The sequence below is a fragment of the Yersinia alsatica genome, from assembly GCF_902170305.1.
GTDB lineage: Bacteria > Pseudomonadota > Gammaproteobacteria > Enterobacterales > Enterobacteriaceae > Yersinia > Yersinia alsatica.
Genome location: NZ_CABHWW010000026.1, coordinates 562809 through 587271 on the forward strand (window position 1 = coordinate 562809; position 24463 = coordinate 587271).

Here is a 24463-nt window from a genome sequence, read left to right on the forward strand (position 1 = left end):
ACTATTTGAATCTTCTTCCAGAAAAATTTGCTCTGCTGCCAGTTTAATCAAAAAAAGTTGATATATATCAATTTTGGTATGACCAAATAACCCTGCGTGATATTCTGACTACAGATTATTGAATTAGCATCATCGAACCCTATGTTATCTAAGGATATTATTCTTTTACCCTTAGCTAACAATTGGTTCACATTTAGGGGGTCATTTTGACAACGCCGAAGAAAAAAATCGTTATTATTGGTGGTGGTGCCGGCGGTCTTGAGCTGGCAACCAGTCTGGGTCATAAGCTGGGTCGCAGCAAAAAAGCTGAGATCGTCTTGGTTGATCGTAACCACAGTCATTTGTGGAAGCCGCTGTTACATGAAGTGGCTACCGGTTCTCTGGATGATGGTGTTGATGCACTGAGCTACCTTGCTCATGCTCGTAACCACTATTTTAATTTCCAGTTGGGTTCTTTAACCAACATTAATCGTGAAACCAAAACCCTCAGTCTGGCTGAGATTTGCGACGAACACGGTGATGTGTTGGTCACTCAGCGCGAATTGAGCTATGACATTTTGGTGATGGCGCTGGGCAGCACCTCAAATGACTTTGGTACGCCGGGGGTGAAAGAAAACTGTATCTTCCTGGATAACCCGCATCAGGCGCACCGCTTCCATAATGAAATGCTCAACCTGTTCCTGAAATATTCAGCACAACCGGGTGAAAAGGGCAAAGTTAATATCGCCATCGTCGGTGGTGGTGCCACCGGCGTTGAACTCTCTGCTGAGCTGCACAATGCGGTGAAACAGCTGCATAGCTACGGTTTTGAGGGCTTGGATAATCAGGCGCTGAATGTCACGCTGGTTGAGGCCGGTGAGCGCATTCTACCGGCACTGCCGCCACGTATTTCCGCTGCGGCTCATCAGGAATTGATTAAGCTGGGTGTTCGCGTATTGACCAAAACTATGGTCACCAGCGCTGACGAAAAGGGGCTGAATACAAAAGATGGCGAGTTCATCAATGCGGACCTGATGGTATGGGCTGCGGGTATCAAAGCACCGGACTTTATGAAAGATATCGCCGGGCTGGAAACCAACCGTATTAATCAATTGGTGGTTGAGCCAACGCTGCAAACCACCCGTGATCCGAATATTTTTGCGATTGGTGACTGTGCTTCTTGCCCACAACCCAACGGCGGTTTCGTGCCTCCACGCGCCCAGTCTGCGCATCAGATGGCCAGCCGCTGCTACAGCAATATTCTGGCCTTGCTAAATGAGCAGCCGCTGAAACCTTATATCTATAAAGACCACGGCTCGCTGGTTTCCCTGTCGAAATTCAGTACTGTCGGTAGCCTGATGGGTAACCTGATGCGCGGTTCGATGATGGTGGAAGGCCGTGTGGCCCGCGTGGTGTATATCTCGCTGTATCGTATGCATCAGGTGGCACTGCATGGTTATACCAAGACCGGTCTGATGATGCTGGTGGGTGGGATTAACCGAGTTATTAGACCGCGGTTAAAACTCCACTAATGTGGCAATGAGCGTAGCCAACGCACATGCAGCTTGAAGAATGATTGGTTAAACAGGCCGCTGCCATCGATGATGGTGGCGGTTTTTTGCTTTTAGTGGCGCACGGAAAGCTAAAGGCTTTCGCACGTAATGCTAAATTTTCAGCATAAAACTCCGCAGTAACAAATTATCGCAGTCGGATTCCTCCTAAACATATGCATTCACACCTATTATCTGGGTGTTTAGTCCATTTGTCTTATTGCTAGGCCAAAGCACAGTGTGCAGACTTCATGTGTTTACAGACGGCGAGTCACGCACGCCGTATTCCGCTAATAAGAGGTCAACCCTCAAATACCGGGCGCTGACAGATTTTCGTTTTTTATTTTGGAATTCTGCGGCAGAAGATGCGTGGTAACACTTTCAGGAGGATTTCCTGTGAACAAATCAATGTTAGCAGGTGTGGGTATCGGTATCGCGGCTGCTCTGGGAATTGCCGCTGTCGCGAGTATGAATGTCTTCTCCGGCGCACCGCAATATGCACAAGTTCTTACTGCGACACCGATTAAAGAGACGGTTAAAACGCCTCGCCAGGAATGTCGTAATGTGACCGTCACTCACCGTAAGCCGGTGCAGGACGAGAATCAGATAGCGGGTTCAGTGTTGGGTGCTGTTGCTGGTGGGGTTCTGGGCCATCAGGTAGGCGGCGGTCGAGGTAAAGATATTGCCACTGTAGCGGGTGCTTTAGCGGGCGGGTATGCCGGTAATCGCGTCCAAAGTAATATGCAGGAGAGTGATACTTACACCACAACCCAACAACGTTGCCAAACTGTTTACGATAAGTCACAGAAAATGTTGGGATATGACGTAACCTACAAAATTGGCGATCAGCAGGGGAAAATTCGCATGGATCGTGATCCAGGCACGCAGATTCCAATCGATAAAAATGGTCAACTGATACTGAACAACCGAGCATAATAGAAAATCTGTTGTCCAAGACCTTGCATTAAGAACCCGTGTTTAGTGCTAATTCTGATCGTCTAATTTGCTGAATAAACGAGTGGCATTAGCATTACGCGGGTTTCTCATATCTGAAACCCGCGCTAGTTATCTTATTGAGCCACTCGATGTTGAGCAAATGACGCCAGCAGCTCACTGATAAACTTCAGCCGCTGCGCTCTATCACTCAAGTCCTGCATAAACTTCAGTTTAGTTGGCCCTTCCAGCCGGAATATCTGCGGCTGGCGTTGCAACAAACCAATCAGATAGACAGGATCAACTTGGTTTTTCTCACCAAACTCGATAAAGCCCCCGCGCTCATTACCTTCAATTCGTTTGATACCTAACTTCTGTGCCTGCTGGCGCAATTCTGCGGTATGTAACAGATAACGGGCGGCATCCGGGAGTTTGCCAAAGCGATCGATTAGCTCCACTTTTAACTCATCGAGTTCGGTTTCATTCCGCGCACTAGCAATACGCTTATAGAACGAAAGCCGGACATTCACATCTGGAATAAAGTCTTCGGGCAGTAACACCGGCATGCGCATTTCAATTTCGGTTTGATTGCTGGTCAAATCCTCCAGTGACGGCTCTCTGCCTTCTTTCAGCGCATCTACCGCGCTTTCCAGTAGCTCCATATACAGTGAGAAACCGATGGTAGTCATCTGACCGCTTTGGTCCTCGCCGAGCAGTTCACCGGCACCTCGAATCTCCAGATCATGGGTTGCCAACGCAAAGCCAGCGCCCAGGTCTTCCAGTGATGCAATGGCCTCGAGCCGTTTTTTGGCATCGGTGGTCATGGCTTTTGGATTCGGTGTGAGCAGGTAAGCATAAGCCTGATGGTGAGAACGCCCGACTCGGCCTCGTAATTGGTGCAGCTGTGCCAGACCAAAATGATCGGCCCGCTCAATAATAATGGTATTGGCGCTGGGAATATCAATCCCCGTTTCGATAATGGTCGTGCAGACCAAAACGTTAAAACGTTGATGATGGAAATCATTCATCACACGCTCAAGATCCCGCTCTCGCATTTGGCCGTGACCAATGGCAATACGGGCTTCTGGCACTAATTCCGCCAATCGTTGGGTGGCTTTTTCGATGTTTTCTACATCGTTGTAGAGGTAGTAAACCTGCCCCCCACGGAGAATTTCACGCAAGATCGCTTCCCGCACCACCAAGCTGTCGTACTCGCGGACAAAGGTTTTTACCGCTAAACGACGTGCCGGTGGCGTGGCAATAATCGACAAGTCGCGCATGCCACTCATTGCCATATTCAAGGTGCGTGGGATCGGCGTGGCTGTTAGTGTCAGGATATCGACATCAGCGCGCATCGCTTTGATTCGCTCTTTATGGCGCACCCCGAAGCGATGTTCTTCATCAACAATCAGCAGGCCAAGGTCTTGCCAGCGCAGGTCACTTTGCAGCAACTTGTGGGTGCCGATAATAATATCGACTTTCCCTTCAGCGGCTTGTTCCAGAATCACTTGCTGCTCTTTGGCGCTACGGAAGCGCGACATCATTTCTATCCGCACTGGCCAAGTGGCAAAGCGGTCGCGGAAGTTGTCAAAATGCTGTTGGGCGAGCAGGGTGGTCGGCACCAAAACCGCAACTTGCTTATTATTCGCCACCGCCAGGAAAGCCGCGCGCATAGCCACTTCGGTTTTACCGAAGCCAACATCGCCACACACCAGACGGTCCATCGCCAGTGGTTGGCACATGTCGCTGAGAACCGCATTGATTGCCTGTTCTTGATCGGGCGTGGTCTCAAATGGGAAGCTTTGGCAGAATAGCTGGTATTGCTCGCGATCGAGTTTGAATTTAAAGCCCGATTTAACCGCGCGCTGTGCATAGATATCCAGCAGCTCGGCAGCCACATCGCGCACTTTTTCAGCGGCTTTTTGCCGCGCCCGGCTCCAGGCATCACCACCCAGTTTATGCAGTGGGGCATTTTCATCGGCGCCACCGGAGTAGCGGCTGATGAGATGTAATGATGAGACCGGCACATACAGCTTATCTTCGCCCGCATAGGTCAATATCAGGTATTCAGCTTTGATGCCGCCAGCTTCAAGGGTGGTCAAACCGAGATAGCGACCGACACCATGTTCTAAGTGAACTACCGGTTGGCCGGGGCGCAACTCAGCCAAATTGCGAATTAAAGTGTCAGTATTAATAGTCCGGCGATTATCTTGCCGACGGCGGCTCACACGCTCGCCGAGCAGGTCGCTTTCACAAATCAGCGCCAACTGCTTATCGGTATCAAGGAAGCCGCGCTCACTGGCCCCAATCATCAGATAATGACCAGGAACCGTGGCTTGAGATAGCTGAGTTATCAGGGTCGGACTGATTTTTATGCGCGCCAGCAAATCTTGCAAGGTTTCACGCCGGCCCTCACTTTCGACCGAGAACACCACACTGCCGCTGAAGGACTCAATAAAGCGCCGCAGATTATCCAGTGGGGCTTTTTGCTGCGCCTGAACCGCCAAATCAGGCAATGCCTGATAATCCAAATTGGTGTTGGCTGTTTTAGTCGGCAGTTTGTCAGTTTTAAACTGAACGCGCGGCCACTCTTTTAGCTCGTTGAAGAGTGAATCAACCCGCAGCCATAAGGTTTCGGGCGCCAGTAATGGGCGCATTGGGTCAACCCGGCGGCTCTCAAAGCGCTGGTTAACATCCAGCCAAAAGCGCTCTGCTGAGTTTTCTAGGTCACCGGTGTTAATCAGTAAGGTATTTTCAGGTAAATAACTAAAGAGTGAAGGCAACGGCTGGCTGAAGAACAGCGGCTGCCAATATTCAATACCGGCCGGCCAGATGCCTTTGCTCACTTGCTGATAAATATGTTCAGCATCACGGCGAACTTCAAACTGTTCACGCCACTGGCTGCGGAACAACTCAATCGCGGTTTTATCGATTGGAAACTCATGGGCGGGCAGTAAGTTTATCTGCTCAACTTCCGACAGTGTGCGCTGGGTATCAACATCAAATACCCGCAAGCTATCAATATCATCATCAAAGAAATCAATTCGGTAGGGTTCTTCGCTACCCATTGGGTACAGGTCTAGCAGTGCACCACGAGTGGCAAACTCACCGTGTTCCATCACTTGATCAACACTGCGGTATCCTGCTTGCTCTAATTGAGCGCGCAGTTTGTCCCGCGACAGGTGCTGGCCTTTTTTCATCACCAGCGCATGACCGTGCAGGAACTCATGCGGGCATACCCGTTGCATCAAAGTATTAATCGGGAGAATAATAACGCCGCGATCCATCGCTGGAAGGTGGTACAAGCAAGAAAGGCGCGCTGAAATAATATCCTGATGAGGCGAGAAACTGTCGTAGGGCAGTGTTTCCCAGTCGGAGAGGGTGCTCACCGGACGGGAAGAGAATTGTTGTATCTCATCACGCAGACGCAGCGCCGTTTGCATATCAGGGGTAATTAACATTACCGGGCCATCATGGCGCTCAATGATTTCTGCGCATTCGACTGCGCAAGCTGAGCCAGTCAACTGGCCTAATTGACGGGTATCTCCACGTCGCGTCGGCAATGCATAACGATGTTGTTGGGACATAAGCAGTTAAACAGTCTCTTATCTTAGATGTGGTTTACCCTTCATCCTTGAAGCTGTAGGGGTGTTTGCTTGCCGCCTATCCGCAACTTCAATGACCAGGGTATCATTGACCCGTGTTTCAGTATCAGCACAACAGATAACAAATTATCTCGGCGGCTATCCTAGCACGTGCGAGGGCATAGCCACAGATTGGCGCTCTGATTTGGAATAAAAGCCGGAGATATAGGCGGTTAATGGTTCCATAAAGCGGTAGTACCCTTTATTATCCTCGATCACTTTGCTTTAGCAACAGGATCTAAACAGATTTCATGTATCAACCTGTCGCCTTATTTATTGGCCTGCGTTATATGCGCGGGCGTGCATCCGACCGTTTTGGTCGGTTTGTCTCGTGGCTTTCTACCATTGGCATCACGCTTGGCGTGATGGCGTTGATTACGGTCTTATCTGTAATGAATGGTTTTGAGCGTGATTTGCAAAATAACATTTTGGGGCTGATGCCGCAGGCGCTGATCACCACGCCGCAAGGTTCTCTCGATCCCAATAAAATCCCCGTTTCAGCCTTAAAATCATTGACGGGCGTTACCGATATTGTGCCTTTGACCACCGCGGATGTGGTGTTGCAGAGTGCACGGAATCTGGCCGCCGGGGTGATGCTGGGTATTGACCCGGAACAGCGCGAACCCCTGGCTGATTACTTGGTCAATGTGAAACTAAAGGATTTGCAGCCGGGGAGTTACAATATGATCCTCGGAGAAAAGCTAGCCGGTCAATTGGGTGTTAAACGGGGTGAGACATTACGTTTGATGGTGCCCAGCGCCAGCCAGTTCACGCCAATGGGGCGTATTCCTAGCCAGCGTCTGTTTAATATTATCGGCACATTCGCCGCAGACAGTGAAGTTGATGGCTACCAAATGTTGGTCAATCAACAGGATGCATCGCGCTTGATGCGCTACCCCGCAGGTAATATTACCGGGTGGCGTTTATTCTTGTCGCAACCGCTGGCAGTCGATAGCTTGAGCCAACAAACCTTACCAGAAGGCACGGTTTGGAAAGATTGGCGTGACCGCAAAGGTGAGCTTTTCCAAGCAGTACGGATGGAAAAAAATATGATGGGGCTGCTGCTTAGCCTGATTATTGCTGTTGCGGCCTTTAATATCATTACCTCGTTGGGCTTGTTAGTGATGGAAAAACAGGGAGAGGTGGCTATTTTGCAAACTCAAGGGTTAAGCCGCCGCCAAATCATGCTGGTGTTTATGGTGCAAGGGGCCACTGCAGGGGTGATTGGCGCACTGCTTGGCGCTGGGCTTGGCATTTTACTGGCCAGCCAATTGAATACCATTATCCCGGTTCTTGGCATATTGATTGATGGAGCCTCTTTGCCAGTGGAGATTAACCCCATTCAGGTGACCGTGATTGCTCTGGTGGCAATGGCAATCGCTTTGCTATCCACGCTTTACCCTTCCTGGCGCGCTGCCGCCGCACAACCTGCCGAGGCTTTACGCTATGAGTAATCATCCTTTATTACAGTGTTTAAACCTGTGCAAACGCTATCAGGAAGGTCAACTGCATACCGACGTATTGCGTAATGTGTCGTTTACTATTGAAGCGGGCGAGTTGATGGCGATTGTCGGCAGCTCTGGCTCAGGTAAAAGTACCTTATTGCATTTGCTGGGGGGGCTGGACTCTCCGACCTCGGGTGAAGTGATTTACCAAGGGCGCTCGCTGAATCAACTCTCCTCCACGGCAAAAGCGGAGCTGCGCAACCGTGAATTAGGTTTTATCTATCAATTCCACCATTTACTGCCTGATTTTACTGCATTAGAAAACGTCGCTATGCCGCTATTAATTGGTGGCGCTAAACCAAGCGATGCGCAGGAGAAAGCTCACGCCATGTTGACAGCGGTTGGTTTGGAAAAACGCAGCAAGCATCGGCCATCAGAGTTATCTGGCGGTGAGCGTCAACGAGTGGCAATCGCCCGTTCGCTAGTGAATAACCCCTCGCTGGTGCTGGCGGATGAACCCACCGGTAACCTTGACCAGCGCAATGCCGATAGCATCTTCAATCTGCTGGGTGAATTGAATGTCCGTCAGGGGACGGCATTTTTAGTGGTCACCCACGATTTGCAATTGGCGAAGCGAATGAGTCGCCAGTTGGAGATGCGTGACGGCCAACTACAGCAGCACTTGACGTTGGTGGGGGCCGAGTAATGGGCGTTTCGCCACTTTCACTGTTAATCGGTTTGCGTTTTAGCCGTGGTCGTCGTCGCGGCGGCATGGTGTCGTTAATCTCGGTGATTTCAACCTTGGGTATCGCCTTGGGCGTTGCGGTGTTGATCGTCGGCTTAAGTGCAATGAACGGTTTCGAACGTGAGCTAAAAAACCGCATTTTAGCGGTAGTACCACACGGTGAGATTGCAGTGGTTAATCAGCCGTTCAGTGGCTGGCCAGAGACTTTGCAACGTATTGAAAAAGTACCCGGTATTGTGGCTGCGGCTCCTTATATCAACTTTACCGGCTTGATCGAAAACGCAACGCAATTGCGCGCGGTATCGGTTAAAGGGGTCGATCCTGAAGCCGAACAGCATCTTAGTGCCTTACCCAGTTTTGTGCTTGGCAATGCTTGGGCGAATTTCAAAGCCGGTCAGCAGCAGATTATTTTAGGTAAGGGGCTGGCAGATGCTTTGGGGGTTAAACAGGGCTCATGGCTGACGGTGATGATCCCCAATAGCGACCCTGAAATGAAGCTGCTGCAACCCAAACGTATTCGCTTGCAGGTCGCGGGCATTTTTGAGCTTAGTGGCCAGTTGGATCATAGTCTGGCATTGGTGCCTTTGGCTGATGCCCAGCAATATTTAGAAATGGGTGACAGTGTCACTGGTCTCGCCATCAAGGTAGATGACGTCTACAACGCCAACAAACTGGTACGCAGCGCGGGTGAAGTGACCAATGCTTATGTGTATATCAGTAGTTGGATTGGGACTTACGGCTATATGTACCGTGATATCCAAATGATCCGTACTATCATGTATTTAGCTATGGTACTGGTGATCGGCGTGGCCAGTTTTAATATTGTGTCCACGCTGGTTATGGCAGTTAAAGATAAAAGCAGCGATATTGCGGTACTGCGTACCTTAGGGGCCAAAGATGGCCTGATACGCGCCATTTTTATCTGGTATGGCTTATTGGCGGGGCTTATCGGCAGTGTCAGCGGGGCGGTGGTGGGGGTGATTGTCTCTCTGCAATTGACCAACATTATCCGTGGGCTGGAAACGCTGATCGGGCATCAATTTTTGTCCGGCGATATCTACTTTATCGATTTCTTGCCCTCAGAGCTGCATTGGTTTGATGTGGCCTGCGTATTGGCAACGGCACTGGTGCTGAGTTTAATCGCCAGTTGGTATCCGGCCCGTCGAGCCAGCCGTATTGACCCAGCACGGGTATTGAGTGGGCAGTAGCATGTATCCATTAGCCTAAGAAATGGGCGTTGCTGGTGGGGAGAGATCCTCCTGCGGCGGCAAGTTCAAAGGTACAATAATAAATAAGGGCGAGCTTATGTACTACGGTTTTGATATGGGCGGCACCAAGATAGAGTTAGGCGTTTTTGATGCCAACCTACAGCGAATCTGGCATAAGCGAGTCCCTACACCGCGCGAAGACTATCAGCAATTACTGCAAGTATTACAAAGTTTGACGTTGGAAGCCGATGCCTATTGTGGCGTTAAAGGCAGTGTGGGTATCGGTATCCCCGGTTTACCTAATGCTGACGATGGCACCGTATTTACTGCTAACGTGCCAGCGGCGATGGGGCAATCATTACAGGGCGACCTTTCCCAACGGATTCAGCGCGAAGTTAGAATTGATAATGATGCTAACTGTTTTGCGCTTTCCGAAGCTTGGGACCCGGAATTTCGTCACTATCCAACGGTTCTGGGTTTGATTCTTGGCACCGGTGTGGGGGGCGGGCTTATCGTCAATGGCAGTATTGTTGGTGGTCGCAATCATATTACCGGTGAATTTGGTCATTTCCGCTTGCCGGTTGATGCGCTGGATATTCTGGGAGCCGATATTCCGCGAGTACCTTGTGGTTGCGGCCATAATGGTTGTATCGAGAATTATATTTCTGGGCGTGGCTTTGAATGGATGTACCAACACTTCTATCAACAATCCTTGTCCGCGATTGATATTATTACCAACTATAATGCTGGTGAATCTAAAGCTGTGGCGCATGTTGAACGCTTTATGGATGTGCTGGCGGTATGTTTGGGTAATTTATTGACGATGCTGGATCCCCATTTAGTGGTGATTGGCGGTGGTTTGTCTAATTTCGAGCAGATCTATCAGGAACTGCCAAAACGTTTACCGCAGCACTTATTACGAGTGGCCCGATTGCCACGCATTGAAAAAGCGCGTTATGGTGATGCGGGCGGCGTTCGTGGCGCTGCTTTTTTACATTTATCTGAATAATATAACGACAATATCCAAATGTAGATTGACAGGATATTAAAAAGGAAAAAGTTATGCGCATTCGCCATCGGCTATGTCGGTTTCGCAAGAATAAGCATTTGCGGCATCAACGTTTTCGCTCCCGTATTTTTCATCGGGATAGTGCGGCAGTATCAGAAATGAAGAAGCCGTTTGTGGTGGTTCTTACTGGGGCTGGTATCTCGGCTGAATCAGGGATCCGGACGTTCCGTGCTGCGGATGGTTTGTGGGAAGAGCATCAGGTAGAGGATGTCGCGACGCCAGAAGGGTATCGCCGAGATCCAGAGTTAGTTCAGGCTTTCTATAATGCGCGCCGCCGCCAGCTACAGCAGCCAGAAATTGCACCCAATGCTGCTCATTTCGCACTCGCTGATTTAGAGGCCGTGCTGGGCGATAACTTTGTACTGGTGACGCAAAATATTGATAACTTGCATGAGAGAGCTGGCAGTAAGCGAGTTATCCATATGCATGGTGAGCTGCTAAAAGTGCGCTGCACGCAGTCGGGCCAAGTATTGGACTGGCCGGGTGACCTCAGCGCTGATGAACGTTGTCATTGCTGCCAATTCCCATCACCATTGCGACCGCATATTGTGTGGTTTGGCGAGATGCCCATGGGGATGGATGAAATCTATCAAGCACTGGCCGCAGCTGACTTCTTTATCTCTATTGGCACCTCCGGCCATGTCTATCCAGCCGCCGGTTTTGTTCATGAGTCAAGCTTGCACGGGGCTCATACCGTCGAGCTAAATCTGGAACCCAGTCAGGTAGAAAGCCAGTTTGATGAAAAACACTACGGTCTGGCTAGCAAAATCGTACCAGAATATGTGCGTGAGTTTTTGACTACACGAGGCGAGAATCGTCAGGGCGATTAATTTATCCTTCTTAATTGGAGCCGCAGCGTTGTTCGCGGCTCTCAATTATTCGGCCCATCCATGGGCCTCACCTCTTCGAGGCCGCTGCAAGCAGCGTTCAAATCTGCTCCCGGCAGATTTGTCACCCAAATCACTGACTTGTCGTTGACCTTATTTGGATAGACTCATTGGGATGTATTCGTTTGCTGCCTAGCTGCAACACCAATTACTTTGGATAACATCCTTCTTAGTTGGGGCCGCGGCGTGGTTCGCGGCTCTCAATTATGTGGATCATTTAAGTGAGATTGGCGGATAAATAAGCGAAACTCCTTGCTGACTGATGAATAAATCACCAAGCACAGTTTTCACGATGCACCTTATTATTCTGGCTTAAGTTTGTCTAAAGCTGACCTGACGCAATATTTGATCACGATCACTTCCCCATAATGATATTCACTATTATGAGGGTGGGAACCATGGACAAATTACTCGACCGCTTTTTCAACTATGTTTCTTTTGATACACAAGCAAAAGCCAATGTAAAATCCGTGCCGAGCACTGAAGGGCAGCGCAAGCTTGCTCAGGCGTTACAACATGAGTTACAGACGCTGGGCTTTTCTCAGGTTAGCTTGAGTGACCATGGCTGCGTGATGGCAACATTGCCAGCAAATGTTTCCTGGCCGGTCCCCACCATTGGTTTTATTGCCCATCTTGATACCTCCCCCGACTTCTCGGGGAAAAATGTGAATCCGCAGATTGTCGAAAACTACCGTGGTGGTGACATCGCCCTGGGCATGGGGGACGAAGTGTTGTCTCCGGTAATGTTCCCGGTATTGCATCAGTTGCTCGGGCACACATTAATTACCACCGACGGAAAAACCTTACTGGGTGCCGATGACAAAGCCGGCATTGCAGAAATTATCACCGCGATGGTGCGTTTAAAGCATAACAATGTTCCTCATGGGGATATCCGCATTGCTTTTACGCCGGATGAAGAAGTGGGGAAAGGTGCGCGCTTCTTTGATGTGGCAGAATTTGATGCTCAGTGGGCTTATACCGTGGATGGCGGTGGTGTCGGCGAGTTAGAGTTTGAAAACTTTAATGCGGCGTCAGTGACCATTAAGATTGTGGGTAATAATGTGCACCCCGGTAGCGCCAAGGGAGTGATGGTGAATGCATTATCACTGGCAACCCGTTTTCATCAGGAATTGCCTGCGGATGAAACCCCGGAACGCACTGAAGGTTATGAAGGTTTTTACCACCTACAAAACATCAAAGGCACTGTTGAACGGGCGGAAATGCACTATATCGTGCGAGATTTTAACCGCGATGGTTTTGAAGCACGCAAGAAGAACATGGTGGATATTGCCAAGCGGATAGGCAAAGGTTTGCATCGTGACTGTTATATCGAAATCGTTATGGATGACAGTTATTACAATATGCGTGAGCATATTATTAAGCATCCGCATATTATCGAACTGGCACAGCAGGCAATGCGAGATTGTGATATCACGCCGATTATGAAGCCAATCCGCGGTGGCACTGATGGCGCGCAGCTATCTTTCATGGGGCTACCTTGCCCAAATATCTTTACTGGCGGTTATAATTATCATGGTAAACATGAGTTTATTACGCTGGAGGGGATGGAAAAAGCGGTTGCGGTTATCATGCGGATTGCAGAACTGACGGCTAAACAAGCCAAAGAGGCCTAAGTTTGGCAGCCCGATTAAAAACGCCCCGTTTATCGGGGCGTTTTTGTATCTAAGCGGCAGATATTAGTCGTTAAAATACCAGTAACCGCTGTTCACTAATGCAGTCAACATCGCCAGGAACGACGCATCTTCCAGTGCTTCCCCCAGTTTTGCCGAGTCAATGCTGTAGTGCTGGCACAATGCATCAGCCGCCTGTAAATGCGGCGTATCAATCAGTTCACCGTTAGCAAAACACTGCTGGCCAATGCGAAGCACGCGCAGGCCACTAAGACGTTGTAATTCTTCACCTTGCTGGAGCAATTCATAAACATCCCCAGCCTGATAAGGCGGTTCTGGTGGTGCCAGATCCAGCTCATGACGGGATTGCGAGATAAATTCGCCAAACCAGTTTTGGAAATCCTCAGGCTGCTGGACTAAATCCAACATCATCGCCCGCAGCTTATCGACTTCCTGTGCTTTAATTTCTGCCGGATGCTCTCGCAGTTGTAAGTCTGGGTCACTGTAGCGGTAGCTGCCTAACTCACGCGAAAGGACATAATCAGCAAAGCCGCTGACCAATTCTCGCGCATTAGGTGCGCGGAAACCAACCGAGTAATTTAATGCATTTTCAAGCGCATAGCCTTCATGAGGAAAGCCCGGCGGAATATAGAGAATATCACCCGGCTCCATTTCTTCATCAATAATGGCGTCGAAAGGCCCCACTTGCAGTAAGTCTGGGTGTGGGCAATGTTGCTTCATTTCTGTTTTTTCACCGACTCGCCAGCGGCGACGGCCAGTACCTTGAATGATAAAGACATCATACTGGTCGAAATGTGGACCAACACCGCCACCCGGAACGGAGAAAGAGATCATTAAATCATCCATACGCCAATCTGATAGCGGGCGGAATGGGCGCATTAACGCGGCGGCTGGCTCATGCCAATGGTCTACGGCTTGCACCAGAAGCGACCAGTTGGTTTCACCTAAATGATCAAAACTCTCGAATGGGCCGTGACTGACTTGCCAGCGGCCATCTTCATGACTTACCAGACGGCTGTCTACTTCATTTTCCATCGCCAAGCCAGCAAGCTCATCAGGCGAGAGTGGGTCAATAAAGTTTTTAAAACCACGTTTGAGGATAACCGGGCGTTTCTGCCAATAACGTTGCAGAAAATCAGGCCAGTCGAGATCGAGTTGATAATCCATGTTTATTCCAGGAAAGGGGGTGAACTTGCCAGTGATTATAACGGATGCCTGCCAACAGTATCAGGTACTAACCGGCAAATTTTATTAATCAGTGTGATAATCATGTTGCTGGCCAAAGGTCACCATCATTCTTGCTCCCCCCAAGGGGCTTTCAGTGATGGTTATCTTACCTTGATACTGTTCAATAATTTCGGCTGCAACAGATAATCCCAGACCTTGGCCGGGGCGTAAAGTATCGACTCGTTGGCCCCGCTGGAAAATTAACTGCCGCTTACTTTCAGGGATACCCGGCCCATCGTCGTCAACGACAATAGTCAGTTGTTTTTCAGAGTGCAGGGCGGTTATTTCAACGAACTCCAGACAGTATTTACAGGCATTTTCCAGAACATTGCCCATCACTTCCATAAAGTCGTTTCGCTCACCAAGGAAGGTCACTTCAGGCGAGATATCGAGCGTGAGTACCACACCTTTGCGCTGATAAACTTTATTCAGCGCACTGCACAGACTGTCGAGCAGGGCAGGGACCGAGTGAATTTCACGGATTAATACATTATGTTCGGAGCGCATACTGGCACGGTGCAAATAATAGCCAATTTGCTGAGAAATACGGCTTATCTGCTCCAGCATAATTGGCTCGACTTCTTCAATGGTGGTTTGCTTACCGGTACGCAAAGAGCGCAACGTGGTTTGTAATACCGCCAATGGAGTTTTGAGACTATGGGTGAGATCCGACAGCGTAGTGCGATATTTGGTATAGCGCTGGCGCTCATTGGTTAACAAGATATTGAGATTTCGCACCAAACTTTGCAATTCACGCGGGGGATTCTCATCCAATTGCTCGCGCTCGCCTTTCTCTAGCTGACTTATCTGGCTGACTAATGCCTTAATTGGCCTTAAGCTCCAATAAGCGGCTAGCCACAGTAACGGGACAACTAACAGTAAGTTAGCCAGTAAAACATAGCTGAACCAATTCCAAACCAAGTCTGAACGCTGCAACTCTTGTGGGATAGTATCGACGACAACAATACTGAGTTGTGGCAAGCGGGAGGTGGCTGGGTAAGTATTGACCGAGACGGAGTGTGTTAACGCGCTGCTGTCGGTATCGTCATATTTTTTCAGCTGATCTTGGGCTTTGGGGTTATCACCTAGCATCATGCTACTGATATGCGTCCCGGTATCAAGCTCGTAGAAGCCCGGTTTTTGTAGCCAGCTTTTTTCGATATGAGATTCAAGTTCAGGGACATGGCGCTGACGCCAGAGAATATTGCCATCTTTATCGTAAATCAGGACCAGCGTAGGAATATTCAGTTCAAGTTCGGGAGGCACCGAGATGCTGAGTTTGTTGTCATGCCACTGCGCCAGACTGAAAAATAAATTACTCTCGCCGCGATGTGCGCTGAAGGTATTTTTATCAAAGCTGACAATATAGCCGACGACAGCAACCATACCATAGGATAGCGACAGCGCTAAGATGACACCTGCTGTCGCCATAAGAAAGCGAGCACGAAGGGAGAACGGTTTACTATTTTTCCTGAGCATGTTGTCTAGTTGGCGTCAAAACGGTATCCCTGACCACGGATGGTCGTAATCACTTCACCCTCATGTTCCGCTTGCAGTTTTTTACGTAAACGGCCCATAAGTACATCAATAGTATGGCTTTCACGCAGTTCTGCATCAGGATAGAGCTGCAGCATTAAGGTATCTTTACTCACCACTTTGCCAGCATTACGAATAAGAGTTTCGATAATGGTGTATTCGAAGGCAGTCAGTTTAATTTGTTGTTGATTGACAGACAGCTCGCGTCGCGAGAGATCAATCTGAAATGGCGGAAAATCAATAACTTGAGATGCCAGGCCGATATTGCGTCGCATCAATGCCTGTATCCGCGCAATAACTTCTTCCAGATGAAAAGGCTTGGTCACATAATCATCGGCACCAGCTTCCAGCACGGCGACTTTATCTTGCCAGCTTTCGCGGGCAGTCAGCACCAGAATCGGCAAATTAGTCTGATGACTACGCCAGCGACGGATAAGGCTTAATCCATCTTCACCCGGTAAGCCAAGATCGATAATTGCGATATCTGGAGCATGTTCCTGTAAGAAATAGTCTGCCTCTTTGGCATCTTCCGCTGCATCAACTTGATGGCCCATCTCGCGCATTTGCACGGTGAGGTGGTGACGCAACAAAGCATTATCTTCGACAACCAGAACCCGCATACCACATTCCTCGATATTCGTTAACCGGGTAATCTAATATTACCCGACAAGTAAAAATTAAAACAGTTACTTAGAAGTTGTAACGTAAACCTACCTGCATAGCTTGGTCGTTGACTTTCCAGTTATGGTAGGTATAGCCGACTTCTGCAGCAAGGCTTTGTGTTAATGCATAATCTGTCATGACCCGCGCTTCATGGAAGGCACGGCCATCATAGTTTGCTATGCGGTAAGCAACGTCCAGACCAATATCTTGGGACAACTTGCTTTTGATGCCGACTTCGCCGGTAGCACTGTTATAAGTATTGGTTTTTTTACCGTTTTTGCTGGCATCAAATACCATGGCGTGGCGACTGCCACCAACTAAGGTATAAAAATCAATATTAGGCGAGAAAGCAAAATGGTAGCCCAGTCCAAGTACGGCTTCTGCCAAACCACGGTCACCATTAGCAATGCTGTTTATACGACCATCAATAAACAGGTCATTATCAAAGCCATAACCACCGTTAAGGTAAATCCCACCCATATCTCGGTTACCGACATGGCTGTAATTATTTTGGTCAAATTGCTTATCGAAACGTGCATTATTGCTGATGGAACCGTATTGCAAACCACCAGCAACATAGGTGTAATCAGCCGCCATGGTGGCAGTAGAGGTTCCCAACAAGGCAAGTGTGAGTAGTGTTTGCTTTAACATAATGATAATAGCTCCTGCGGTTATAACGTCCTTTTGACATCGCGAGTATTATCAATGACAACGACTAAACCGGGGCTAAACAGGGGCCGCGCACAAGGGAATAAGAAAAGAGAGGGGATATACAGGTGACATTGACCCGCCACCTGTATGTAAGATTATAATATTACTTCAATTCATCGACCATGGTTGTCGCGCGACCAATATAATTGGCCGGAGTCATGGCTTTTAAGCGGATTTTCTCTTCTTCTGGCAGTGCCAGGCTATCGATAAATGCCTGCATACCCGCCGCATCGACACGTTTACCGCGCGTCAATTCTTTCAGTTTTTCATACGGTTTTTCAATGCCATAGCGGCGCATTACTGTTTGGATAGGTTCCGCCAGAACTTCCCAGTTATGGTCCAATTCTTCCAACAGGTGCGCTTCGTTGACTTCCAATTTGCTAATGCCTTTCATGGTCGCCTGATAGGCAATCACGGCATAACCCAAACCGACGCCCAAGTTACGTAACACCGTGGAGTCTGTCAGGTCGCGCTGCCAGCGTGAAACCGGCAATTTGCTCGCCAGATGACCGAGTACAGCGTTAGATAGCCCAAGGTTACCCTCGGAGTTTTCGAAGTCGATCGGATTGACTTTGTGCGGCATGGTGCTGGAGCCAATTTCGCCCGCAATGGTTTTTTGCTTGAAGTGATTCAGTGCAACATAACCCCAGATATCACGGTCAAAATCGATCAGGATGGTATTGAAACGCGCCACACAATCAAACAATTCGGCAATGTAGTCGTGAGGCTCGATTTGCGTAGTGTATGGGTTCCAGTTGATCCCAAGCGATGTCACAAAACTTTCACTGAACTGATGCCAGTCAACTTCAGGATAAGCCACGATGTGGGCATTATAGTTACCCACTGCGCCGTTGATTTTCCCTAAAATTTCCACTTGGGACAGTTGGCGGAACTGGCGCTCCATGCGGTAAGCCACGTTCGCGAATTCTTTACCGATCGTGGACGGGGTCGCCGGCTGGCCGTGGGTACGAGACAACAGTGGTAAGTCGCGGTACTGGTGCGCCAGAGCTTTAATCGAATCAATAATCTGGCGCCACATTGGCAATACCACTTCCTGACGGGCAGTTTGTAGCATCAATGCGTGGGACAGGTTATTGATATCTTCTGAAGTACAAGCAAAGTGGATGAATTCAGATACCGCATGCAGCGCCGGGACGCTTTCCACTTTCTCTTTCAGGAAGTATTCAACCGCTTTCACATCATGGTTAGTGGTGCGTTCAATGGTTTTGATGCGTTGTGCATCTTGCTCATTGAATTCTTGCACGATCTTATCAAGGTAAGCGTTTGCGTTTGCATCAAAAGCGGGAACTTCTTTGATTTCTGCACAGGCGGCCAGTTTTTGCAGCCAACGTACTTCGACCTGCACGCGGAATTTCAGCAAACCGAATTCGCTAAAGATTGGGCGCAGTGCGCTGACTTTGTCGCCGTAGCGTCCATCAATAGGGGAAACGGCGGTCAGTGAGGATAATTCCATCGGTGGCAACTCCTGAGGAAGGATTTCAATTATGAGCAAGAATACTCTGCGCCTGCTTAAACAGACGATTTCGTGAGAACATTAACTGCAAGCGGCTTCCGCCGACTTGTTGCCAAAGCACGGCTGAGCGGATACCCGCCAGCAGGGCGGCACGAACTTTTGCCTGCACCAATGTGCTTTGTAAAATAGCAGGTGAACCTGTCACCTGAATACGAGGGCCAAGCGGGCTGATAACATCAGTATAAATGGCGGCCAGCGAACTCATCATGGTTTCGGATTCAAGATCGAAATGTGCCAGTTGGCGATCAAGCTGGCTAATACGCGTGCCTAGGGTATTCATGGCTGATTTATTGGCATTAAGTTTTCTTTCTAACACCATCAGGCTCAGGGTATAGCGGGTCAATTCAGCGGCTGGCCCCTGACGATTGGCATTTAAGACACTTTGCAACGTTTCCAGCCCCATCTTCAGGGATTGTTCGTTGCCGCCATATACCGCCAGCGTTGAGGGTGGGTTAGTTTGTAACAACCCGCCCAGCACGGTATTTAATGCATCATTATCGCATTGGCCTTCATGGGCCAATTGCTGAACCAAGCGAGCTGACTGGCAGATCCCTGCTAATGCCAACGTAATATCGTAATAATTTTTCGCCACGGTTACTCCTGTAAGATTGCCGACTTGGTTGATGACATATTTAGCTTGCTACTGAGCCCGCCAGTGGATAGCGCTCTTCAATAATCCCGCCGCCGAGGCAGACTTCACCTTGATAGAAGACCGCAGACTGTCCGGGAGTTACCGCCGCGACGGGCTCATCAAAGCGAACTTCAACACGTTCGTCATCCAGTGGCGTGACGGTGCAAGGAATATCCTGCTGGCGATAACGGGTTTTCACCACACAGCGGAAAGCCTCTGTTACCGGCTCTCTGTCAACCCAGTGCAGCTGTTGAGCAATCAGGCCAACAGACATTAAACGCGGATGTTCATGCCCTTGAGCAACCACCAAGATGTTATTGGCGACATCTTTATCCACAACATACCATGGGTCATCGCCGCCATCTTTGGTGCCACCGATACCTAAGCCTTTGCGCTGGCCCAGCGTGTGGTACATCAAACCCTGATGCTCACCCATATGCTGACCATCAACCGTCATAATAGGGCCGGGTTGAGCCGGGAGGTAGCGCCCCAAGAAGTCACGGAATTTGCGCTCGCCAATAAAGCAGATACCGGTAGAGTCTTTTTTCTTCGCGGTAACCAACTCTAGCTGTTCGGCAATGCGACGAACTTCGGGCTTTTCTAGCTCACCCACCGGGAACAAACTCTGAGCGAGCTGTTCATGACTTAAGGTGTAGAGGAAGTAGCTTTGGTCTTTATTGCCATCCAAACCGCGTAATAAGCGGCTTTTGCCATTAACATCCTGACGGCGAACATAATGGCCGGTAGCGATGTAGTCCGCCCCCAAATCTTCGGCAGCGAACTCAAGGAAAGCTTTAAATTTGATTTCTTTATTGCACAGAATATCGGGGTTAGGTGTGCGCCCGGCTTTATACTCTTCCAGGAACAATTCAAACACGTTATCCCAGTACTCTGCGGCAAAATTGACGGTGTGCAACTCCATGCCCAGCTTGTCGCATACTGCTTGAGCATCGGCCAAATCGGTCGCTGCTGAGCAATACTCTTCGTCATCATCTTCTTCCCAGTTCTTCATGAACAAACCGGCAACTTGGTAACCCTGTTGCTGGAGCAGGTAAGCGGAAACGGAAGAATCGACACCGCCGGACATACCGACGATTACTTTTTTCTGGCTGTTATCTGACATGGGAGTCTCACTAACGTAAATACCAAACGATTGGATGAAGGTTATAAGGTTGCATTACCCGAATAACTTTCCAACACTGGTTGGGCATTATAAAAACAAGCGCCGGATTTTATCACGTTGATTGCGTTGCTGCATGGTAGATTCGCAATTACCTGAATAAATCAAATCTGCTTTTTATAGCGGCCAATTAAATGCACCAACCAGATCAAGGGAATAACGCTCTGGTTGCTGATAACAGCGGATACTTTCTGCAACCAAAGGGGAGCGCAAATTAGACGACTGCAGTATTTCATCGGCTGTGAGCCACAAACAGCAATCAATATCACTGTCGTGGGGCTCTGTTGGTAATTGTTCTTGTAATTCAATGACAAAAGCAAAACGTAAAAATGGTGTTTTATCGGGAGCCAGCCATTGATGCATGCGCAGAAAAGAGTGCGGAGTAGCACGAATGCCGGTTTCTTCCCACAATTCTCTTTCTGCAGCTTGCAGTAAGGTTTCATCTGCTTCCAAATGACCCGCAGGTTGATTCCATAACTTTTTGCCATTAATTGTCTCTTCGACAACTAAAAATTTGCCTTGCGCATGAACAACGCAAGCGACGGTTACATGGGGCTTAAACATGGTTTATCTCCTTCCATTCGCCTGGCTGTAGGTTACCAAGGCTTAAATTTCCCATACTAAAACGTATCAGGCGCAGGGTAGGGAAGCCAACATGGGCTGTCATTCTGCGAACTTGCCGGTTACGACCTTCAAAAAGTGTGATTTTCACCCAACTGGTTGGAATGCTTTTACGTTCTCTGATGGGCGGATTTCGAGGCCATAGCCATTCAGGCTCATCAACCAACTCGGCTCCGGCGGGCAAGGTCGGGCCATCTTTTAAGCTGATACCTCGTCTTAATTGCATGAGTGCGTCATCCCCCGGTACCCCCTCGACTTGCACAAAATAGACCTTGCCGGTTTTTTGGGCCGGTTGTGTGAGCTTGGCTTGTAACTTGCCATCATTAGTTAATACCAGCAAACCTTCACTATCACGATCAAGACGTCCTGCGGCATAAACATCATTAAAAGGGATGAATTCCTTCAAAGTGGCGCGCCCAGCCTCATCTGTAAATTGAGGTAACACATCAAAAGGCTTGTTGAATAACAGGACTCGCCGTGGGGAGACGGGCTTCCCCGGCTTAGCCGCTACATTGGTGCTGAATCGGTTAACTTTGTGATTTTTAACAGAGAATTTATTCATGATTATTGCGATTCCGAATGATTAGCGCATTATACCTCAATCCGTTTCGGATTGGCGCGGAGCGAATATTCAAGTAGTATTGACACGAATCTTACAAGGCATTAACAAAATTGCGCTGAAGGAGAGGTTGATGGAAAGCAAAGTCGTTGTTCCGGCAGAAGGTAAGAAAATTACTGTCGATGCTCAGGGTAAACTGGTTGTTCCGCATAATCCGATCATTCCATTTATTGAAGGTGACGGCATTGGCGTTGATGTAACTCCAGCCATGATTAACGTGGTCGATGCCGCGGTTAAGAAAGCCTATAAAGGTGAGCGTAAAATCTCCTGGATGGAAATCTACACCGGCGAGAAATCCACCCATGTTTATGGCAAAGATGTTTGGCTGCCAGAAGAAACATTGGATCTGATTCGTGACTACCGTGTAGCAATTAAAGGCCCGTTGACCACGCCAGTAGGCGGCGGTATTCGTTCTCTGAACGTTGCTTTGCGCCAACAACTCGATTTGTATGTGTGCCTGCGTCCAGTACGTTATTACGAAGGTACTCCAAGCCCGGTAAAACACCCTGAATTGACTAACATGGTGATCTTCCGCGAAAACGCAGAAGACATCTATGCGGGTATCGAATGGAAAGCCGGTTCACCAGAAGCTGAGAAAGTAATTAAGTTCCTGCGTGAAGAGATGGGCGTGAAGAAAATCCGTTTCCCTGAACAATGTGGTATTGGTGTAAAACCTTGTTCAGAAGAAGGGACCAAGCGTTTGGTTCGTGCTGCAATTGAGTATGCAATTACCAACGATCGTGAATCAGTAACTCTGGTTCATAAAGGCAACATTATGAAATTCACCGAAGGCGCATTTAAAGACTGGGGTTACCAGTTAGCGCGTGAGGAATTTGGTGGTGAGCTGATCGACGGCGGCCCTTGGGTTAAAATCAAGAACCCAAACAATGGCAAAGATATTATTGTTAAAGATGTCATTGCCGATGCCTTCTTGCAGCAAATTCTGCTGCGCCCTGCTGAATATGATGTTATTGCCTGTATGAACCTGAACGGCGATTACATTTCTGACGCATTGGCTGCACAGGTTGGCGGTATTGGTATTGCCCCAGGTGCCAACATTGGTGATGAGTGTGCTCTGTTTGAAGCCACCCACGGCACGGCACCAAAATATGCCGGTCAGGACAAAGTCAACCCAGGCTCTATCATTCTGTCCGCAGAAATGATGTTACGTCACATGGGCTGGTTCGAAGCGGCTGATTTGATTATCAAAGGCACCGAAGGCGCAATTCAGGCCAAGACCGTGACTTACGATTTCGAACGTCTGATGGACGGCGCTAAACTGTTGAAATGCAGTGAATTCGGCGACGCCATTATTCAACACATGTAATTCTGCTGTTGATGTCATATCTCACGGGGGCTTCGGCTTCCGTGAGTTTTTAGTACCCGTCCCAACTCTTCTGCAAAACCTCGCTGCAACATAATCTAGCAATACTGATATGGGCTTACCGCTCAATTTTCACAGAAGAAAACAAAAATGATCAATCACTTGTTATCCGCGCCCTGTCACTATTGACACATTAATGTGAAGAAAATATTTGACTGATTATGGTAACTCTTTATCCTTTACCGCAAAGTTACTGGGCATAACAATGCCATTTATTCTTACTGAGTTTATTAAATCGTCAGTATTCAAGAAATTATAAAAATTTATTTTTATTTTCTCTCTTAAAACAGAGGCTTATATTGTGACAAAGGATGTAGAGATCGTTAAAGCACGGCATCCGTTAGATAAGCAGCACATCAAGTTGTCTTATGTAACTCATTTTTACTGTAATCAGGGAAATATGGATTCCGTTGAGTCCTTGTTGAAGGAATATGAATCTTATCCTGACGATATTAAGGATGCAGTCGAATTTGTCATCGTTGATGATTGCTCACCACTAGAGTATGAAGTTAAAGATTATGACTTGAATTTCACGTGGTTACGAATTACCACTGATATTCAATGGAATCAGGCGGGTTCCCGCAACCTTGGGGTGACTTATGCCAAATCAGACAAAATAATCATTACCGATTTAGATTGTCTGCTGCCTGAAGATACCATGCGCTATCTGGTTAATGCCCGTAATCCGGGGCGTTCACTGTACCGTATCTACCGTACAGATGAAAAAACCGGCAAAGCCTATCGTGGTCACCCTAACTTGTTCTTCATGTCCAGAGCCCGATTCTTCAGACTTTATGGTTATGATGAAGAGTTTGCTGGCCATTATGGTTCGGAAGATTACCGTTTTGTGAAATTCCACAAAGACCACGGCAGCACGCCGCGCTATTTGCCTAAACAATACCGATGTATCGAACGTAATGTTGATAGGAAGAAAAGCTACCATTCTCTGGATCGTGACCTGACGTATAACGCGCCGATTGATGACCGGAAGAAAAGTGAAATTGCCAGATTTGGTGCGGAATATGGCCACAGTAGAATATTCCTTAACTTTAATTGGGAAATCAAAAAAGTGCATTCACGTCCACCGACAGTGCCGCCACGTAAGATCTGGTGGCGACCATTATGGTGGTTCCGTTACTTGTTCCGATCACTCGCAGCATAACGGCACATAGAGTTAAAAAGTCACATAGCCAACTATTACCCAATGGTTGGCTATGGCGTAAATAGGGCTGTGACGCTCGAAGA

20 protein-coding genes are annotated in these 24463 nt (G+C 48.5%); 10 read left to right on the plus strand and 10 right to left on the minus strand.

Features of this window, described 5'->3' with window-relative positions; all coding sequences use genetic code 11:
* Positions 1–206: 206 nt before the first annotated feature.
* Positions 207–1511 (plus strand): NAD(P)/FAD-dependent oxidoreductase, encoded by a 1305-nt coding sequence (locus tag FTA96_RS16615; protein ID WP_050109071.1) that lies wholly within the window; start codon positions 207–209, stop codon positions 1509–1511.
* A 414-nt stretch (positions 1512–1925) separates the two neighbouring features.
* Entirely contained in the window at positions 1926–2465 is a 540-nt protein-coding gene (locus FTA96_RS16620; RefSeq protein ID WP_050109072.1) for a glycine zipper 2TM domain-containing protein, read from the plus strand.
* A 134-nt stretch (positions 2466–2599) separates the two neighbouring features.
* Here the strand turns inward: FTA96_RS16620 and mfd are convergent, their stop codons facing one another.
* On the minus strand, positions 2600–6049 hold the full coding sequence (mfd, locus tag FTA96_RS16625) for a transcription-repair coupling factor (RefSeq protein ID WP_050109073.1): 3450 nt from the start codon (positions 6047–6049) through the stop codon (positions 2600–2602).
* A 308-nt stretch (positions 6050–6357) separates the two neighbouring features.
* Here mfd and lolC point away from each other — a divergent pair, with 308 nt between their 5' ends.
* From lolC to pepT, 6 genes are all read left to right on the plus strand, one after another.
* Positions 6358–7560: a lipoprotein-releasing ABC transporter permease subunit LolC gene (gene lolC, locus FTA96_RS16630; protein WP_145574340.1), complete on the plus strand. Its 1203-nt coding sequence runs from the start codon at positions 6358–6360 to the stop codon at positions 7558–7560.
* Complete coding sequence (gene lolD / locus FTA96_RS16635) at positions 7553–8257, plus strand: lipoprotein-releasing ABC transporter ATP-binding protein LolD (protein ID WP_050317886.1); 705 nt, start codon at positions 7553–7555, stop codon at positions 8255–8257. Before lolC ends, lolD begins: the two co-directional genes overlap by 8 nt.
* Positions 8257–9504, plus strand: a complete 1248-nt coding sequence (gene lolE, locus FTA96_RS16640) for a lipoprotein-releasing ABC transporter permease subunit LolE (protein WP_050151094.1) — start codon at positions 8257–8259, stop codon at positions 9502–9504. The genes lolD and lolE overlap by 1 nt, the downstream gene beginning before the upstream one ends.
* 97 nt (positions 9505–9601) lie before the next feature.
* On the plus strand, positions 9602–10513 hold the full coding sequence (nagK, locus tag FTA96_RS16645) for an N-acetylglucosamine kinase (protein ID WP_050135452.1): 912 nt from the start codon (positions 9602–9604) through the stop codon (positions 10511–10513).
* A 53-nt stretch (positions 10514–10566) separates the two neighbouring features.
* Positions 10567–11403: a Sir2 family NAD+-dependent deacetylase gene (gene cobB, locus FTA96_RS16650; protein ID WP_145538492.1), complete on the plus strand. Its 837-nt coding sequence runs from the start codon at positions 10567–10569 to the stop codon at positions 11401–11403.
* Between the two features lie 455 nt (positions 11404–11858).
* Positions 11859–13094, plus strand: coding sequence for a peptidase T (gene pepT, locus FTA96_RS16655; protein WP_050147203.1), 1236 nt, complete (start codon positions 11859–11861; stop codon positions 13092–13094).
* Positions 13095–13157: 63 nt separating this feature from the next.
* Here the strand turns inward: pepT and FTA96_RS16660 are convergent, their stop codons facing one another.
* From FTA96_RS16660 to rluE, 9 genes are all read right to left on the minus strand, one after another.
* Positions 13158–14279, minus strand: a complete 1122-nt coding sequence (locus FTA96_RS16660) for a ribosomal protein uL16 3-hydroxylase (protein ID WP_134956727.1) — start codon at positions 14277–14279, stop codon at positions 13158–13160.
* Between the two features lie 84 nt (positions 14280–14363).
* Entirely contained in the window at positions 14364–15818 is a 1455-nt protein-coding gene (gene phoQ / locus FTA96_RS16665; protein WP_050109081.1) for a two-component system sensor histidine kinase PhoQ, read from the minus strand.
* A 5-nt stretch (positions 15819–15823) separates the two neighbouring features.
* On the minus strand, positions 15824–16495 hold the full coding sequence (gene phoP / locus FTA96_RS16670; RefSeq protein ID WP_004709580.1) for a two-component system response regulator PhoP: 672 nt from the start codon (positions 16493–16495) through the stop codon (positions 15824–15826).
* A gap of 70 nt (positions 16496–16565) precedes the next feature.
* Positions 16566–17189, minus strand: coding sequence for a YPO1635 family putative outer membrane beta-barrel protein (locus FTA96_RS16675; RefSeq protein ID WP_050109082.1), 624 nt, complete (start codon positions 17187–17189; stop codon positions 16566–16568).
* Between the two features lie 163 nt (positions 17190–17352).
* Entirely contained in the window at positions 17353–18723 is a 1371-nt protein-coding gene (purB, locus tag FTA96_RS16680; RefSeq protein ID WP_050121087.1) for an adenylosuccinate lyase, read from the minus strand.
* A gap of 25 nt (positions 18724–18748) precedes the next feature.
* Positions 18749–19375: a high frequency lysogenization protein HflD gene (hflD, locus tag FTA96_RS16685; protein WP_050109084.1), complete on the minus strand. Its 627-nt coding sequence runs from the start codon at positions 19373–19375 to the stop codon at positions 18749–18751.
* 40 nt (positions 19376–19415) lie between these two features.
* Positions 19416–20537, minus strand: coding sequence for a tRNA 2-thiouridine(34) synthase MnmA (mnmA, locus tag FTA96_RS16690; RefSeq protein ID WP_145574342.1), 1122 nt, complete (start codon positions 20535–20537; stop codon positions 19416–19418).
* Positions 20538–20711: 174 nt separating this feature from the next.
* On the minus strand, positions 20712–21158 hold the full coding sequence (locus tag FTA96_RS16695; RefSeq protein WP_050109086.1) for an NUDIX hydrolase: 447 nt from the start codon (positions 21156–21158) through the stop codon (positions 20712–20714).
* On the minus strand, positions 21151–21777 hold the full coding sequence (gene rluE / locus FTA96_RS16700) for a 23S rRNA pseudouridine(2457) synthase RluE (protein WP_050121089.1): 627 nt from the start codon (positions 21775–21777) through the stop codon (positions 21151–21153). The genes FTA96_RS16695 and rluE overlap by 8 nt, the downstream gene beginning before the upstream one ends.
* Before the next feature lie 130 nt (positions 21778–21907).
* Here rluE and icd point away from each other — a divergent pair, with 130 nt between their 5' ends.
* Positions 21908–23161, plus strand: coding sequence for an NADP-dependent isocitrate dehydrogenase (icd, locus tag FTA96_RS16705; protein ID WP_019209643.1), 1254 nt, complete (start codon positions 21908–21910; stop codon positions 23159–23161).
* Between the two features lie 358 nt (positions 23162–23519).
* The gene (locus FTA96_RS16710; protein ID WP_050109089.1) at positions 23520–24380 is read left to right on the plus strand and encodes a glycosyltransferase family A protein; all 861 of its coding nucleotides are present in this window, start codon (positions 23520–23522) and stop codon (positions 24378–24380) included.
* The last annotated feature ends 83 nt before the right edge of the window (positions 24381–24463 follow it).

Bases quoted from the DNA above. Each gene is read 5' to 3' on its own strand.
- phoP (WP_004709580.1), bottom strand. From the start codon at position 16,495: ATGCGGGTTCTGGTTGTCGAAGATAATGCTTTGTTGCGTCACCACCTC.
- icd (WP_019209643.1), top strand. From the start codon at position 21,908: ATGGAAAGCAAAGTCGTTGTTCCGGCAGAAGGTAAGAAAATTACTGTC.
- purB (WP_050121087.1), bottom strand. From the start codon at position 18,723: ATGGAATTATCCTCACTGACCGCCGTTTCCCCTATTGATGGACGCTAC.
- FTA96_RS16695 (WP_050109086.1), bottom strand. From the start codon at position 21,158: ATGTTTAAGCCCCATGTAACCGTCGCTTGCGTTGTTCATGCGCAAGGC.
- rluE (WP_050121089.1), bottom strand. From the start codon at position 21,777: ATGAATAAATTCTCTGTTAAAAATCACAAAGTTAACCGATTCAGCACC.
- lolD (WP_050317886.1), top strand. From the start codon at position 7,553: ATGAGTAATCATCCTTTATTACAGTGTTTAAACCTGTGCAAACGCTAT.
- FTA96_RS16675 (WP_050109082.1), bottom strand. From the start codon at position 17,189: ATGTTAAAGCAAACACTACTCACACTTGCCTTGTTGGGAACCTCTACT.
- lolE (WP_050151094.1), top strand. From the start codon at position 8,257: ATGGGCGTTTCGCCACTTTCACTGTTAATCGGTTTGCGTTTTAGCCGT.
- cobB (WP_145538492.1), top strand. From the start codon at position 10,567: ATGCGCATTCGCCATCGGCTATGTCGGTTTCGCAAGAATAAGCATTTG.
- pepT (WP_050147203.1), top strand. From the start codon at position 11,859: ATGGACAAATTACTCGACCGCTTTTTCAACTATGTTTCTTTTGATACA.
- phoQ (WP_050109081.1), bottom strand. From the start codon at position 15,818: ATGCTCAGGAAAAATAGTAAACCGTTCTCCCTTCGTGCTCGCTTTCTT.
- nagK (WP_050135452.1), top strand. From the start codon at position 9,602: ATGTACTACGGTTTTGATATGGGCGGCACCAAGATAGAGTTAGGCGTT.
- FTA96_RS16660 (WP_134956727.1), bottom strand. From the start codon at position 14,279: ATGGATTATCAACTCGATCTCGACTGGCCTGATTTTCTGCAACGTTAT.
- mfd (WP_050109073.1), bottom strand. From the start codon at position 6,049: ATGTCCCAACAACATCGTTATGCATTGCCGACGCGACGTGGAGATACC.
- lolC (WP_145574340.1), top strand. From the start codon at position 6,358: ATGTATCAACCTGTCGCCTTATTTATTGGCCTGCGTTATATGCGCGGG.
- mnmA (WP_145574342.1), bottom strand. From the start codon at position 20,537: ATGTCAGATAACAGCCAGAAAAAAGTAATCGTCGGTATGTCCGGCGGT.